The following is a 14,865-nucleotide window of genomic DNA, read 5'->3' as shown; positions in this document are numbered from 1 at the left end:
GCCTTTTTTGATGTTTGGTTGCGGGAGCCGGATTTGAACCGACGACCTTCGGGTTATGAGCCCGACGAGCTACCAGACTGCTCCATCCCGCGTCTGTGTTGGCCATTCTATAGAAATACGCGGGTGTGTCAACCTGCTATTTTGATAAAACCTGTTCCTGTTCAATCGCTTAGCTGTAAATTGCCGCACTCTGGAGGCCTGAGAGGCAGGCATGGCAAGGGCTGCGGCTCTATTGGAGTGAACTTCTCGATTGAGAAAATAAATTTCTGGCCGGTTCCAACGAATGAAAAAGATCCGTCCGGGTACTGGTGCTATATACAGTTATCAGTGAGATACTGTTTTTCCTACACCGCGTGACGCTATTTCTACTTCATGAACACCGCGTTGAAATGACCCAGCGAAAGATCATCCACGTCGATTGTGACTGTTTCTACGCCGCCATCGAGATGCGGGACGACCCGCGCCTGGCTGGAAAACCCCTGGCGGTAGGCGGGTCGGCGGACCGGCGCGGGGTGATTGCCACCTGCAACTATGAAGCGCGGGCCTATGGCGTGCGCTCGGCCATGTCCTCCGGGCATGCTTTGAAGCTGTGCCCGGACCTGACGATCGTGAAGCCGCGCATGGAAGCTTATAGAGAAGCGTCCAGGGAAATTCACACGATCTTTCGCGATTACACCGAGATCATCGAGCCGCTTTCCCTGGATGAGGCCTACCTCGATGTGTCGGACAGCGCGCATTTTGGCGGCAGTGCGACGCGCATTGCCCAGGACATTCGCCGGCGCGTCTCCAATCAGTTGCACATCACCGTCTCTGCCGGGGTGGCGCCCAACAAGTTCCTGGCCAAGATCGCCAGCGACTGGAAAAAGCCCAACGGCTTGTTTGTCATCACCCCGGATCAGGTCGAGGCGTTTGTCAGCGGCTTGCCGGTGAGTAAGTTGCACGGGGTGGGTAAAGTCACCGCCGACAGGCTGGGCAAGCTCGGCATCGTCGACTGCTCGCAACTGCGCGAGTGGAACAAGTTGGCGCTGGTGCGCGAATTCGGCAGTTTTGGCGAGCGACTCTGGAGCCTGGCCCGTGGGATCGATGATCGCCTGGTGCATAACGACAGTCGCCGCCAGTCCATCAGTGTCGAAAACACCTACGACGTCGACTTGCCGGACCTGCGCAGCTGCCTGGACAAACTGCCGGAACTGCTGGAAACCCTCGCATCGCGCATGGCGCGAATCGACAGCAGCTATCGGCCGGGCAAACCCTTCGTCAAAGTGAAGTTCCATGATTTCACCCAGACCACGCTGGAGCAGGCCGGGGCAGGGCGGGATCTGGGCAGTTATCAGTTGTTGCTGACCCAGGCGTTCAACCGTGGAGGTAAACCGGTGCGGTTGTTGGGGGTGGGGGTGAGGCTGGAGGATCTGCGGGGTGGGTTCGAGCAAATGGAGTTGTTTGAGCGTTAAAAATCAAAAGATCGCAGCCTGCGGCAGCTCCTACAGGGGAATGTGACCCCCTGTAGGCGCTGCCGAAGGCTGCGATCTTTTAACAGGCGCCTCAGTTCGGTCGCGGATCCGCCGCCACCAGTCGCCCGGCATCCTTGGTCAGGGACTTGAGGAATTCGGTCTGCAACTCCGGATCGTTGCGGGTCAGCTCGATCAGGCTTTGTTCCAGCTCGGTGGCTTCTTCTTCCAGGCCCAGCTCCGACAGGCGCTTGACCCGGTGCACCCACTGGCTCACTTCGTCGTCTTCAAGGTCGTCGTAAATCAACCCGTGGGCTTCGAGCAACTTGCCGCGCAAGGTGCTGCTGACGGCCAGCGACGAATCGCTGTGCACATCGTCCTTGGCGTCCTGGACGTTGATCTGCAGCTTGCTCAGGTGGTTGAGGTCATGTTCGGCGAACGGGCTGTCCAACAGGTTCAGGCGCAATACGCCATTCTTGTCGGTGCTCATCTCGAAGGTTTCCTTGCCGGCCTTGACTTCGACCGGACGCTCGCTCCAGGGCAGGCTCGAATACTCCGTGCGCTTGTCGAGCTGGACTTCGTCGATGCCGGCCAGGTTCTGCTGGGCGCGTCCGTGGGACTGCACGTTCATGAACGGGTTGAGCCCGGCGAAGCCGTAGCTGAACCAGTCCCGGGTCATGCTGTCTGGCAGATTGCCCAGGGCGAACACGTTGGCCACATTGGCGCCGACACCGGCCACCACCGCGACCGCGCCCAGCGGGATCTCATAGACCTCCCGCCAGGGTTGGTACGGGGTGTAGCGATCGTAATGGCGGGTGACCTCGAACTCGGTGACTTCAAAAGTCTTCTGCTCGTGGATTTTCACCCGGCGTTGCGGCAGCTCAAGCACCTTGGGCTCGCCAACATCGATCTGCAGGCTGTGATCGAGCAGTTTGCGCTCGACGCGTTCCTCGTGCTCGCTGCGTTGTGACATGTGATTGGCACAGCCGCTGACCAGCAGGGCGCCGCACAGGGCGGCACCACCGAGGCCTAAGGTGTTTCGCTTGAACATGACGTCTCTATCTGGTTTCAGCGGCGGATACGGGCCTGAAGGAAAGGCAGCACGTCGGCGACCGGCAGCGCTTGCGGCTCGGCCTCGGTACGGCTCTTGTACTCCAGGTTGCCTTCGGCAAGACCGCGGTCGCTGACCACGATCCGGTGAGGAATGCCGATCAGCTCCATGTCCGCGAACTTGATGCCCGGGCTGGTTTTCTTGTCGCGGTCGTCCAGCAGCACTTCGAAGCCGGCGGCAGTCAGTTCTGCATACAGCTTGTCGGTGGCTTCGCGAACCAGTTCGGTTTCGTAGCGCAGTGGCACCAGGGCAACCTGGAAGGGCGCCAGGGTGTCGCTCCAGATGATGCCCTTGTCGTCGTTGTTCTGCTCGATGGCAGCCGCGACCACGCGGGACACGCCGATGCCGTAGCAACCCATTTCCAGGGTGACCGGCTTGCCGTTTTCGCCCAGCACTTCGCACTTCATCGCCTTGCTGTACTTGTTGCCCAGCTGGAAGATGTGCCCGACTTCGATGCCGCGCTTGATTTCCAGGGTGCCCTTGCCATCCGGGCTTGGGTCGCCGCTGACCACGTTACGCAGGTCGGCCACGGTCGGTACTGGCAGGTCGCGTTCCCAGTTCACGCCGAAGTAGTGCTTGTCGTCGATGTTGGCACCGATGCCGAAATCGCTCATCAGCTCGACGGAGCGGTCGATGATGATTGGCAGCGGCAGGTTCAACGGGCCCAGGGAACCGGCGCCGGCGCCAATGGCGTCACGCAGTTCGGCATCGCTGGCCATGACCAGCGGGCTGGCCACGCCTGGCTGGTTCGCCGCCTTGATTTCGTTAAGTTCGTGATCGCCACGGATGATCAGGGCAATCAGCTTGCCTTCTTCCTCGGCATGCACGATCAGGGTCTTGATGGTCTTCTCAATCGGCAGATTGAATTTTTCCACCAGCGCGGCAATGGTCTTGGTGTCCGGCGTGTCGACCAGGCGCAGTTCTTCGGTCGCAGCGGCGCGCGAGGATTCGCGTGGCACGGCTTCGGCCTTCTCGATGTTCGCCGCGTAGTCGGAACCGTTGCTGAAGACGATATCGTCTTCGCCGGACTCGGCCAGCACGTGGAACTCGTGGGAACCGGCGCCGCCGATGGAGCCGTTGTCGGCTTCCACAGGGCGGAACTTCAGGCCCAGGCGGGTGAACACGTTGCAGTACGCCTGGTGCATGCGGTCGTACGTAACCTGCAGCGAAGGCTGGTCAGCGTGGAACGAATAGGCGTCCTTCATGATGAATTCGCGGCCGCGCATCAAACCGAAGCGTGGACGGATCTCATCACGGAATTTGGTCTGGATCTGATACAGGTTGATCGGCAGCTGCTTGTAGCTGCTCAACTCGTTGCGCATCAGGTCGGTGATGACTTCTTCATGGGTCGGGCCTGCGCAGAAATCGCGACCGTGGCGATCCTTGAAGCGCAGCAATTCAGGGCCGTACTCTTCCCAGCGCCCGGATTCCTGCCACAGCTCAGCCGGTTGAGTGCTCGGCATCAACACTTCGAGCGAGCCGGCGGCGTTCATTTCTTCGCGAACGACGGCTTCGACCTTGCGCATCACTCGCAAGCCCATCGGCAGCCAGGTGTACAGGCCCGAGGCGAGTTTGCGGATCATGCCGGCGCGCAGCATCAGCTGATGGCTGATCACGACCGCGTCGGAAGGCGTTTCTTTCTGTGTGGCAAGCAAAAATTGACTGGTGCGCATGGTTGGCCGTTATCGATTGCTGATGACGAGAAATGACGGAGCATTGTACGGGCGAGTTCCGCTGGCGTACAGGCGTGCGGTCGGTGCGGTGGCAGCAGGACGGAATTGACTCCGTCCTCTGTAGGAATTCTGCGGGTGTTTCCTAGGATTCTTCAACGACCTGGGTCGGAACCGGTTCAGGCGTTGGTGTCGGACCGGCGCGACGGTTCTCCTGGAACCAGTGCAGGGCGATCAGCAGCAGCGTCGGAACGCCCAACAGGGCGGTGATCAGGAAGAAATTGTGATAGCCAAACTTCTCTACCATGACCCCCGAATAACCACCGATCAGGCGCGGCAACAAGAGCATGATCGAACTGAGCAGGGCGTACTGGGTGGCGGAGAACTTGAGGTTGGTCAGGCTCGACAGGTAGGCGACGAACGCCGAGGTCGCCAGGCCCGAGCTGAAGTTGTCCAGGGAAATGGTCAGGATCAGCATGTTCAGGTCGGCGCCCATGTCGGCGAGCATCAGGAACAATATATTGGTGCCCGCCGACGCGACACCGCCGATGAACAGGATCGGCAGGATGCCAAAGCGCACGATCAGCAGGCCGCCCATGCCGGCGCCCACCAGGGTCATGATCAGGCCGAAGATCTTGCTGACGCTGGCGATCTGGTCCTTGGTGAAACCCATGTCGATGTAGAACACGTTGGCCATCACGCCCATCACCGTATCGGACATCCGATAGGTGGCGATCAGCCCCAGCAGCAGCAGCGCTTGCCAGCGATAACGCAGGATGAAGTCGTTGACCGGCGTCAGCACCGGCGCCAGGCCCCGGCGACCCATGGCCGACAGGCACAGGGCGGTGAGCGTGGTGTAGAGGATGGCGCGCAGGAACGCGCGGTCTTCGAGCAGCAGGTCGAGCAGGCTCACGCCTTCGAACAGCACGCTGGCAAAGTCGGTGTTGTACAGCTGGGTAAACATGGCTGGCACGGACACCAGCAGCACGATCAGGACGAACACCGAGGCCAGTTGATGGACGAAGCTGTAGCGCCCGGCTTGCAGTTGCGTACGCAGCGGTACGGCAGGTTCGCGCATGAACAACGAGGTGAGCAGTGCCGGGACCATCAAGGCGCCGAACAGCAGGTAAGTGCCGGCCCAGGCCGAATGCTTGTAGTTGAAGCCGGTGGAGCCGAAGCCTTCGGCGAAGAACAGGGCGCCGGCCGTGGCCAGCAGCGCCGCGATGCGATAACCGGACATGTAGCTGGCGGCGAGCGCCGCCTGGCGACTGTCGTCGGCGATTTCCAGGCGGTAGGCATCCACTGCAATGTCTTGCGTGGCCGAGGCGAAGGCGACGACCACCGCGATGGCGATCAGCCAGGACAAATGCTTTTGCGGGTCACAGAAGCCCATCCCGACCAGGCCGAGAATCACCAGCCCTTGCGACAACACCAGCCAGGAACGGCGTCGGCCGAGTTTGCCGAGCAACGGCAGGCGCCATTGGTCGAGCAGGGGCGACCAGACCCATTTGAAGGCATACGCCAGGCCGATCAGGCTCGCGTAGCCGATGGTTTCGCGCGCCACACCGGCTTCACGCAACCAGACCGAAAGCGTCGAGAACACCAGCATGTAGGGCAAGCCGGCGGCGAAACCCAGCAATAACAGTACAAGCGTCGAAGGGCTGGCATAGGCAGCAAGCGCGGCGCGCCAGGTTTTACGGGGCATGGGCTGGAGTCTGCCTCAAGAAATACGGAAACAAAGCGCGCACTCTAACCGCTGTGCTCTACCGGGCGCCACCCATGACGCTGAATATCAACACGATTGTTCTGGATACTGATGCCCTCCATGCGCAATCGTGCGCGCTGTTCGTCCCCGGAGGGACTGCCTGCGGGCAGGCTCAGGCGCCCGCCGGCACCGAGTACGCGGTGCCAGGGTAATTTGCTGTCGCCGGGCAGTTGGCTCAGTGTCCTGCCGACCCAGCGAGCGGCGCGTCCCAGTCCCGCCAGTTCGGCGAGTTGACCATAACTCACGACCTTGCCTTCGGGTACTGACGCGAGCGTCAGGTAGAGCGCCGTGCGTCGGATTTGCGCGGGACTGTCGGGTTGTTCTGTCGGCTCGATCACGTTCGCAGTTCCTGAAGTCGTTCGCAGTACCGTCTGTAGGGTAAATGCTGGATCGCCAATTGAGAAATGAACTCAATAGAAATAGTTGGGTCAGTCCTTGCTAGGGTCTTATTCCTGCGGATAATGCCGACTTTTTTTCGCGAACCTGAGCCTTTTATTTGCTTATGTTGTCTAGAACCTTGCTATGCCTCGCTGTCGTCACTGCCTCCACTCCCTTGCTCGCGGATACCGTCTGGTTGAAGAACGGTGACAAGCTGAGCGGCAAGATCATCCTGTTCGATGGCGGCAAGTTGCTGGTCCAGACCGAATATGCCGGCGCGGTGCCGATCGACTGGAAACAGGTCAAGACCCTGGAAAGTGATCAGCAACTGCTGGTCAAGCAGGACGCCTACACCGGCGAGAAGGCCAAGTCGCTGCACGCGGCGGATGACGGCAAGGTGACCTTGGAAAACGGTGATGGGCCCAAGACGGTTGAGCTGGCGAGTGTCCAGCAAATCCTCAAGCCCAAGCCGGTGGTGGAGGATCTGGTGTGGAAAGGCAATATCGATGCGGCCCTCGATTACCAGCGTGCCGAGAAAGATACCGATGATTACGACATCGACTTCAAGACCACTGCGCGTCATGGCCGCTGGCGGCACATCGCAGAAGGCGAGTACAACCGCGAGTATCAGGATGACGTGACCACCACGGACAATTGGCGGGGAGAGTACTCCCTCGACCGTTTCCTGACGGATAAATGGTTCTGGCAAGGTCGCCTGGTGTACAAGCGTGACAAGGTCGAAGACCTTTCCCGCCAGCGCACCGTCGGTACCGGTCCTGGTTACCAGTTCTGGGATGACGAGCTGGGCGCATTCTCCCTGGGCTCGCTGGTCAATCGCACGGATTACCAATTCAGCGATGGCAGCAAGGAGAACTTCTACTCTGTCGCGATGAAGTGGGACTACAACCGCTACCTGATTGGCAAGAAAGTGGAGTTCTTCACCAATGGCGAGGTGGGCAAGCCGCTGTCGGGCGTGGCCGAGTATGCGCTGGATGCTGAGATGGGGCTGCGTTACAAGGTGACTGATTGGGCGTCACTGAACCTCAAGGCCGAGCGAGACATCATCGACGGGACTGATGATGCTGACCTGGACAAGACCCGGTACACGGCAGGGTTTGGCGTGACCTGGTAAGACGCAAAAAGATCGCAGTCTGCGGCAGCTCCATGTAGGAGTTGCCGAAGGCTGCGATCTTTTTTTGCCTGTGAAAAACCTGCAGGCACAAAAAAGCCCCGCTGTTGAGGGCGGGGCTTTTTACTAAAGCAAGTACAAGTTAGATAACTTGAACTTCTTCAGCTTGCATGCCTTTCTGACCGCGGGTAGCGATGAAAGAAACCTGTTGGCCTTCTTTCAGGCTTTTGAAGCCGTCGGATTGGATAGCTTTGAAGTGAACGAACAGGTCGTCACCGGATTGTGGAGTGATGAAGCCGAAGCCTTTTTCATCGTTGAACCACTTAACGGTACCGGTTTGGCGATTAGACATGGTGTAACTCCTTGAACAAAGATAACTGCGACTCAGGAAAAACCCTGGCCGAGACTGAGTGCAAAGAGCAGGAAAAATTCTTGTAGATGGTTGGATCGAAATTCAACATATCGTGTAGAGATTCTCAGTGACACAAGCAGCACAGTGACGCCACCTTAACCCTTTTTCCGGAACGTGCCAATGCTTCTTGCGAAGGTTTCTCTGTTTTAAGGATCGACGGTGTGTCGGTTCGTCGCCAACGCAGGTAATTCCTGGATGTCCGGCGAGAATTGCAGCGCGCACTTTGAACCCGGCGGCGCGCCCGGTAAGATGCCGGACAGATTTTTTCCACCTCGCTATTCAGGACACCCGCCATGAGCATCAAATCGGACAAGTGGATTCGCCGCATGGCGCAGGAACACGGCATGATCGACCCTTTCGTCGAGCGCCAGGTGCGTGGCAGCGACGATAGCCGTGTGATCTCCTACGGCGTGTCCAGCTACGGCTACGATGTGCGTTGCACCAACCACTTCAAGGTGTTCACCAACATCAATTCGGCGATCGTCGACCCGAAAAACTTCGATGCGGGCAGCTTCGTCGACATCCACAGCGACGTGTGCATCATTCCACCGAATTCCTTCGCCCTGGCCAGCACCGTCGAATACTTCCGCATCCCGCGTAACGTATTGACCATCTGCCTGGGTAAAAGCACCTACGCCCGCTGCGGCATCATCGTCAACGTGACGCCGCTCGAGCCTGAGTGGGAAGGCCACGTGACCCTGGAATTCTCCAACACCACCAACCTGCCGGCGAAAATCTACGCCAACGAAGGCGTGGCGCAGATGCTGTTCCTTGAGTCGGACGAAGAGTGCGAAGTGTCTTACAAGGACCGTGGCGGCAAGTACCAGGGCCAGCGTGGCGTCACCCTGCCGCGCACCTGAGTCAGCCGTCTGACGAACCGTGGGAATTCCTGGGCGAGCGTACACTCTATGGAGTGTACTGTTCCGATCTGCGCAAGGCGGGTCGGGCCATCGCCCAGGAGTGCTATATGAAGATCGACCCCCGTATCAGTGCCGAACTGGCAAGGCTTGAGCCCAATCAGGTTGGCGTTTTGGCCTGGTCCTTGTTGGCACATCCGCCAATCAGCATGGCCGGTGGCATCCCCGGCCAGCCTGATCCCGATACCCCCAACGAACAACCGACCGAACCTGGTGAGCCGACGCTGCCCGACGAGCCGCCTCCTGCGCCGGTCGCCTGAGATATTCTCCTGTACCTGTGGGAGCGGGCTTGCTCGCGAAGGTCGTTAACGATGACGAGGGCTTCCTGACAATACGCGGTGCCCTTACGTCCATCGCGAGCAAGCTCGCTCCTACAGGGGCGAGTACACCGGCCATACTTCGTTGTCGCCGATGACAAAAATTCTGCAGTCGTCACCCCTTTCAACTTGATAGCCACCGGTGAACGCGCCGAAGGCCGGTAGCAGGCTGATTTCCTCGCCAAGCCTGAAACAGGCCAGCCGCAGGGTCTGCCGACCCCGACCGTGGAGCCGATAGACCGGATGCACGTGACCGGCAAGCACATGCCGATGCGGATGCGGCTCGGGTTCGTGCTGCAAGGCGAATGGCCCCAGCAACAACGGCTCAGGCACCACGCGAATGTTCAACGAGGCCGGCGGATCCCCGGCGCGCTTGTCGTGGTTGCCGCGAATCAGCGTGATGGCCAGCTCGGCGTTGCGTGCTCTCCAGTCAGCCAAGGCTTTCAGCGTGGCGCTCGCATGGGAGCCCGGACCGTGAAGAAAGTCCCCGAGGAAAATCAGCTGGCGGCAGGGCAGGGTGGCCAGTAGTCCATCGAGCACGGCGATATTGCGGCGGGTGGTGCCTTGGGGCACCGGTTGGCCAAGGCTGCGGTAAGCGGCGGCCTTGCCGAAATGCACGTCGGCGATCAACAGGGCTTGTTGCGCGGGCCAGTAGAGGGCTTTTTCCGGCAGCAGCCAGAGCTCCTCGCCGGCCAGTTGCACAGGGTAGGGCGTACTCATCAGGCTTTCCCTGTACTGGCGGTTTTCTCGAGGTCGCTGACCATGCGCCGGATGCGGTCGGCGAGTTTTTCTGAACTCATGCTCTCGCGCATGCGTTCCACCAGCAGTGGAAACCCAAGTGGCGTAGGACGTTTGACGTGATGCAGGTCGAGACTGAGTGAACTGATGTGCGTCAACGTCTGTTCCAGGCGATGAATATCCAGTTCCTCCCGTAGGACTTCTTCGCCGGCCTGGGCCAATAGCAGATTGCCTGCGTCGTACTGTTTGAACACTTCGAAGAACAACCCGCTCGAGGCTTGAACTTGCCGTGTGCTTTTCGGTGCGCCGGGGTAACCGGCGAACACCAGCCCGGCGATCCGGGCGATTTCCCGAAAGCGCCGCAAGGCGAGCTCTCCGGCATTCAGGCTGGCGACTACGTCCCCCAGCAAATGCTCTGGGCTCAACAACCCCGGGTTCAGTGCTTGTACCCAATCCACAGGGGTGGCGCTGAGCAGTTCCAGCCCATAGTCATTGACCGCGATGGAAAACGTCAGAGCCTGCTGCTGGCTGACTCGCCACGCCAGCAAACTCGCCAGGCCCAGGTGCACTTGGCGGCCGGCGAAGGGATACAGGAAAAGGTGCCAGCCCTCACGGGACTTCAGCGCTTCGGCCAGCAACGATTGCGACGTCGGCAAGCCAGACCAGCGTTGCTGCACCTCCAGCAGTGGACGCAATGCCTGCATTTCCGGGCCGCTGAACTCGCCGCGCGCCGCCGCACTGAACCGCTCCACCACCGCTTGCGCCAGTTCATTGGAAAGGGGCATGCGCCCGCCATTCCAGCGCGGTACCGCGGCTTTTTTCTCGGTGCTGCGCTTGACATAGGCGGTCATGTTTTCCACGCGCACCAACTCCAGCAGGCGCCCGGCAAACAGGAAACCGTCACCCGGCTTGAGCCGTGCGATGAAACCCTCTTCTACACTGCCCAGTTGCTTGCCACCGCCGCCCTTGCTCCAGAACTTCAATTGAATGCTCGCGTCGCTGACGATGGTGCCGATGCTCATGCGGTGGCGCCGGGCCAGTCGCGCATCGGGTACACGCCAGATGCCCTGATCATCCGGTTCAACCCGGCGGTAATCCGGGTAGGCTGTCAGGGAAAACCCGCCATGGCGTACGAAAGCCAGGGCCCAGGTCCAGTCCGCCACGCTGAGATCGCGATAAGCCCAGGCTGTGCGGACCTCATCAAACAACTCATCGGGCACAAACCCACCGCCCAGGGCCATGCTGACCAGGTGCTGGACCAGCACATCCAGGGGTTTATGGGGGGAGTTTCGCGGTTCGATCCGGCGCTGCGCTACTGCATCCTGTGCCGCCGCGGCTTCGATCAGCTCCAGGCTGTGGGTCGGCACCAGGGTCACCCGTGAAATTCGCCCCGGCGCATGCCCCGAACGCCCCGCACGCTGCATCAGCCGCGCCACGCCTTTGGCCGAGCCAATTTGCAGCACCCGTTCCACCGGCAGGAAATCCACTCCCAGATCCAGGCTGGAGGTGCAGACCACCGCCTTGAGTTGACCTTCCTTGAGGGCGCGTTCCACCCAGTCGCGGGTTTCCCGGGACAACGAACTGTGATGCAGTGCGATCAGCCCGGCCCAGTCCGGCCGGGCCTCAAGCAAGGCCTGGTACCAGATTTCCGATTGCGCTCGCGTATTGGTGAAGACCAGGCTGCTGGCGCTGGCATCCAGTTGCGCGGCGACCTGCGGCAACATTTTCAGGCCGATATGTCCGGCCCATGGGAAGCGTTCGATCCCGGGCGGCAGCAGCGTGTCCACCTGCAGTTTCTTGGGCGTGCGGCCTTGAACGCTGATGCCGCCGCCCTGTGGGATCAATACCTGTTCGGCGTGGGACTGATTACCCAAGGTCGCGGATACGCCCCACACGATCAATTGCGGATGCCAGCGGCGCAGACGAGCGAGGGCCAGTTGCAGTTGCACGCCGCGTTTGTTGCCAAGCAATTCGTGCCATTCGTCGACCACCACCATGCGCAAGGTCGAGAGCGCTGTTTGGGCGTCGGCTCGGGCGAGCATCAACGTCAGGCTTTCCGGGGTGGTAATCAGCGCGGTTGGCAGGCGTCGGCTCTGGCGCGCCCGTTCGCTGCTGCTGGTATCGCCCGTGCGCAGGCCGACACTCCAGGGAATCTGCGAATCCTGCAGCGGCGCCTCCAGTGCGCGGGCCGTGTCGGCGGCCAAGGCGCGCATGGGGGTTATCCACAATACGGTCAGGGGAGCGGCCACAGGTTTGCGTTTGCGAGGTGTTTCAAGCGCAGGCGAAGAGTGGGCGAAGCGATTGAGCGCGCCAAACCAGACCGCGTAGGTTTTGCCGGCGCCGGTGCTGGCGTGCAACAAACCGGACTGTCCTTGTTTTACTGCGGCCCATACCTGTTTCTGAAAGTCGAACGGCTTCCAGTCGCGCGCGGCAAACCAGCGTTTTGCGAAGTCGGTGGTGGTTCCCATGCCGGCGGTGTGCGCTCTGAGAGTGTTCCTTCAGTGACCACGGCGCAGCGCGAAAGGTTTAATGACTGAACGCGATTCAGAATTTCTCATATTCGGAAATAACTGTGTGTTTGGTTGAAACCTATTGGCCGATTGGTCGTGGTTTTATCGCTGCGCTGTTGTCCATGAACATGAAAAGGAACATTCAGATGAAGTCAGTTCGTACGGGGCATTTGCACGCCGATATGATCACGGAGGGTGGGAGGCATCTCGCGTTTCGAGCAGCGCCAATGCTCGAATACTTCGAGTTGCCAGGCCTGCACTGCCTTGGGGCGAGCAATGGTAAGGACAAAACGTTTTACATCTATCTGCCGCAGGGTATCGAGAGTGGCGGATTTCCTCTGGGGCTGTGTGAGCGCTCGCCCATGATCATTCATGTGACGGGCGACTCGGAAACGGAGTTGTATCGAGGGTCGCTTGATTTGATGGTAGGGGGCGACGCACAGTTTGCCGGAAGTTTCCGTGGCCTGGACGCCGAAGGTATCGAGGTGGAGAACGGCAGCTTCAGGCTCGAGCACGCCAGTGGCTGAGTTTCAAATGAAAGGGAAGCCCGTGCTTCCCTTTCATCGGCGACCGTTACTTCAGGTTGCCGCTGAGGAACTGTTTCAGGCGTTCGCTCTTCGGGTTGCCCAGCACGTCCTCCGGCGCGCCTTCTTCCTCCACCAGGCCCTGGTGCAGGAACAGCACCTGGCTCGACACTTTGCGCGCGAAGCTCATTTCGTGGGTGACCATGATCATGGTCCGGCCTTCTTCGGCCAGGCCCTGGATCACCTTGAGCACTTCGCCCACCAGTTCCGGGTCCAGCGCCGAGGTCGGTTCATCGAACAGCATCACTTCCGGCTCCATCGCCAACGCGCGGGCAATCGCCACCCGTTGTTGCTGGCCGCCGGAGAGGAACGCCGGGTACTGATCCGCTACGCGCGCCGCCAGCCCGACCTTGTCGAGGTAACGCCGGGCACGGTCTTCGGCTTCCTGCTTGCTGCAGCCCAGCACCCGGCGCGGGGCCATGGTGATGTTTTCCAGCACCGTCATGTGGCTCCACAGGTTGAAATGCTGGAACACCATGGCCAGGCGGGTGCGGATCCGTTGCAGTTCATCGGCATCGGCCACGTGCATGCCGTGACGATCCTTGATCATGCGGATGGCCTGGCCGTCGAGGCTCATGGCGCCGTCGTTGGGTTGTTCGAGGAAGTTGATGCAGCGCAGGAAGGTACTTTTCCCGGAGCCGCTGGCACCGATCAGGCTGATGACGTCACCCGTGTTGGCCTTGAGCGAAACGCCCTTGAGCACCTCATGATCGCCATAGCTTTTATGCAGGCCTTCAATGGTCAGTTTGTACATGGAGCATGCATCCTCAAGGCGAAAGTAGGTAGCCGCTGCGATAGGCTTCGGCGCCCGCGACGTGGGCGATCACCATGCCGGCCGTGGCCATGCGGCGCAGCGAACGGGCGTACATCAAGCCGGCGGCGGTGCAATGGACAGGCGTGACGCGGTCGCTGATCGGGTCAATGATTTCGGCGATCAGTTGCCCGGCTTCGAGGTATTGCCCCGGCAGGGCACTGAACACCAGCAAGCCGCCGACCGGGGTCGCCACAGGTTCTACCCCGGCCAGGGGAGTGGCCGGGTATGGCAGGTCGGGCAATGGCGCCGGTTCTCCGGCAATCGCGCCAAATTGAATCAGGTAATCGATCAGCGCCTGGCTGTCGAGGCTGGCCATTGGGTGACTGACGTCGCCCTGGCCGCGCAGTTCGACGGTGACCGAAAAACTGCCATGGGGAATGTCGAAGTGTTCGCCGAAGCGCTCTTTCAGCTGCCACCAGAGCAGGGTGAAGCATTCATCGAACGACTGGCCGCCGGAATCGGTCGCCAGAAGACTGGCCTGCGCACCAATGTGGCGGGCCAGCGGCTCGACCTGCGGCCAGGCCTCGGGCGTGGTGTACAGGTGGGCGACAGCCTCGAAATCGCAATGCAGGTCCAACACCATGTCGGCGTCGCAAGCCAGCCGTTGCAGGGTCAGGCGCTGGGATTGCAATTGGGTGCTGGCGGTTTGGCGCGCCAAGGCATGGCGCAGGCTGTCGCGGATCAGTTCGAGGTTGCGCTGCGGATCGTCGCCGAGTTGGCCTTCGATCGCGTTGCCGACCTCTTCGCTCAAATCAACGAACCAGCGGTTGAAGTTCTGCCCGCTTTCGAGCTCATAGCGGCCCAGCGGTACATCCATCAGCACCTGTTCCAGGCCGGCCGGGTTGGCCACGGGTACCAGGACGATTTCGCTGCGCAGCCGGCCGGCGGCTTCCAGCTCCGCCAGGCGTTGCTTGAGGTGCCAGGCCACCAGCATGCCGGGCATTTCATCGGCATGCAGGGACGACTGGATGTAGATCTTGCCCTTGGCCGGTTGTGGGCCGAAGTGAAAACTGTGGATCTGTCGTGCGGTCCCCGGCAAGGGGGCCAGCAGGTCGTGTATCTGGTGGCGCAT

Annotated in this window: 14 protein-coding genes and 1 tRNA gene; 5 read left to right on the top strand and 10 right to left on the bottom strand. The window is 60.5% G+C overall.

Annotation, left to right across the window (positions count from 1 at the left end; all coding sequences use genetic code 11):
* Positions 1–15 precede the first annotated feature (15 nt).
* Positions 16–92, bottom strand: a tRNA-Met gene (locus SOP85_RS15640).
* Positions 93–389: 297 nt separating this feature from the next.
* Between SOP85_RS15640 and dinB the strand changes: the two genes are divergently transcribed.
* Positions 390–1,451, top strand: a complete 1,062-nt coding sequence (gene dinB, locus SOP85_RS15635) for a DNA polymerase IV (RefSeq protein WP_274073322.1) — start codon at positions 390–392, stop codon at positions 1,449–1,451.
* Positions 1,452–1,542: 91 nt separating this feature from the next.
* Here the strand turns inward: dinB and SOP85_RS15630 are convergent, their stop codons facing one another.
* From SOP85_RS15630 to SOP85_RS15615, 4 genes are all read right to left on the bottom strand, one after another.
* Complete coding sequence (locus tag SOP85_RS15630; RefSeq protein ID WP_274073323.1) at positions 1,543–2,499, bottom strand: hypothetical protein; 957 nt, start codon at positions 2,497–2,499, stop codon at positions 1,543–1,545.
* A gap of 17 nt (positions 2,500–2,516) precedes the next feature.
* Positions 2,517–4,232, bottom strand: coding sequence for a proline--tRNA ligase (locus SOP85_RS15625; protein ID WP_274073324.1), 1,716 nt, complete (start codon positions 4,230–4,232; stop codon positions 2,517–2,519).
* 142 nt (positions 4,233–4,374) lie between these two features.
* Positions 4,375–5,934 carry an AmpG family muropeptide MFS transporter gene (locus SOP85_RS15620; RefSeq protein ID WP_274073325.1) on the bottom strand — a complete coding sequence of 520 codons (1,560 nt, stop codon included), beginning with the start codon at positions 5,932–5,934 and terminating at the stop codon, positions 4,375–4,377.
* 44 nt (positions 5,935–5,978) lie between these two features.
* Entirely contained in the window at positions 5,979–6,359 is a 381-nt protein-coding gene (locus SOP85_RS15615) for an MGMT family protein (RefSeq protein WP_408601062.1), read from the bottom strand.
* A gap of 137 nt (positions 6,360–6,496) precedes the next feature.
* On the opposite strand from SOP85_RS15615, the gene SOP85_RS15610 reads away from it, so the two are divergent.
* A complete protein-coding gene (locus SOP85_RS15610; protein WP_274073327.1) occupies positions 6,497–7,504 on the top strand; it encodes a DUF481 domain-containing protein in 1,008 nt (335 codons plus the stop codon).
* A gap of 139 nt (positions 7,505–7,643) precedes the next feature.
* Here the strand turns inward: SOP85_RS15610 and SOP85_RS15605 are convergent, their stop codons facing one another.
* A complete protein-coding gene (locus SOP85_RS15605; RefSeq protein ID WP_002554837.1) occupies positions 7,644–7,853 on the bottom strand; it encodes a cold-shock protein in 210 nt (69 codons plus the stop codon).
* 353 nt (positions 7,854–8,206) lie between these two features.
* On the opposite strand from SOP85_RS15605, the gene dcd reads away from it, so the two are divergent.
* Positions 8,207–8,773 (top strand): dCTP deaminase, encoded by a 567-nt coding sequence (gene dcd, locus SOP85_RS15600; RefSeq protein WP_046816561.1) that lies wholly within the window; start codon positions 8,207–8,209, stop codon positions 8,771–8,773.
* A gap of 107 nt (positions 8,774–8,880) precedes the next feature.
* A complete protein-coding gene (locus tag SOP85_RS15595) occupies positions 8,881–9,090 on the top strand; it encodes a hypothetical protein (protein ID WP_017336784.1) in 210 nt (69 codons plus the stop codon).
* Positions 9,091–9,201: 111 nt separating this feature from the next.
* Here the strand turns inward: SOP85_RS15595 and pdeM are convergent, their stop codons facing one another.
* Both pdeM and SOP85_RS15580 read right to left on the bottom strand, forming a co-directional pair.
* Positions 9,202–9,867, bottom strand: coding sequence for a ligase-associated DNA damage response endonuclease PdeM (gene pdeM, locus SOP85_RS15585; protein ID WP_323627435.1), 666 nt, complete (start codon positions 9,865–9,867; stop codon positions 9,202–9,204).
* Positions 9,867–12,353, bottom strand: a complete 2,487-nt coding sequence (locus SOP85_RS15580) for a ligase-associated DNA damage response DEXH box helicase (protein WP_323627434.1) — start codon at positions 12,351–12,353, stop codon at positions 9,867–9,869. Before SOP85_RS15580 ends, pdeM begins: the two co-directional genes overlap by 1 nt.
* Before the next feature lie 188 nt (positions 12,354–12,541).
* Between SOP85_RS15580 and SOP85_RS15575 the strand changes: the two genes are divergently transcribed.
* A complete protein-coding gene (locus SOP85_RS15575; protein ID WP_323627433.1) occupies positions 12,542–12,922 on the top strand; it encodes a hypothetical protein in 381 nt (126 codons plus the stop codon).
* 46 nt (positions 12,923–12,968) lie between these two features.
* Here SOP85_RS15575 and SOP85_RS15570 read toward each other — a convergent pair whose 3' ends face one another.
* Both SOP85_RS15570 and SOP85_RS15565 read right to left on the bottom strand, forming a co-directional pair.
* Positions 12,969–13,733, bottom strand: coding sequence for an ABC transporter ATP-binding protein (locus tag SOP85_RS15570; protein WP_020797089.1), 765 nt, complete (start codon positions 13,731–13,733; stop codon positions 12,969–12,971).
* A gap of 13 nt (positions 13,734–13,746) precedes the next feature.
* The gene (locus SOP85_RS15565) at positions 13,747–14,865 is read right to left on the bottom strand and encodes a succinylglutamate desuccinylase/aspartoacylase family protein (protein WP_323627432.1); all 1,119 of its coding nucleotides are present in this window, start codon (positions 14,863–14,865) and stop codon (positions 13,747–13,749) included.

The sequence above is a fragment of the Pseudomonas sp. YuFO20 genome (genome assembly GCF_035064975.1).
Lineage (GTDB): Bacteria > Pseudomonadota > Gammaproteobacteria > Pseudomonadales > Pseudomonadaceae > Aquipseudomonas > Aquipseudomonas putida_AE.
Note: the sequence above shows the minus strand (reverse complement) of the source record. Positions and strands in the feature narration are given on the sequence as shown.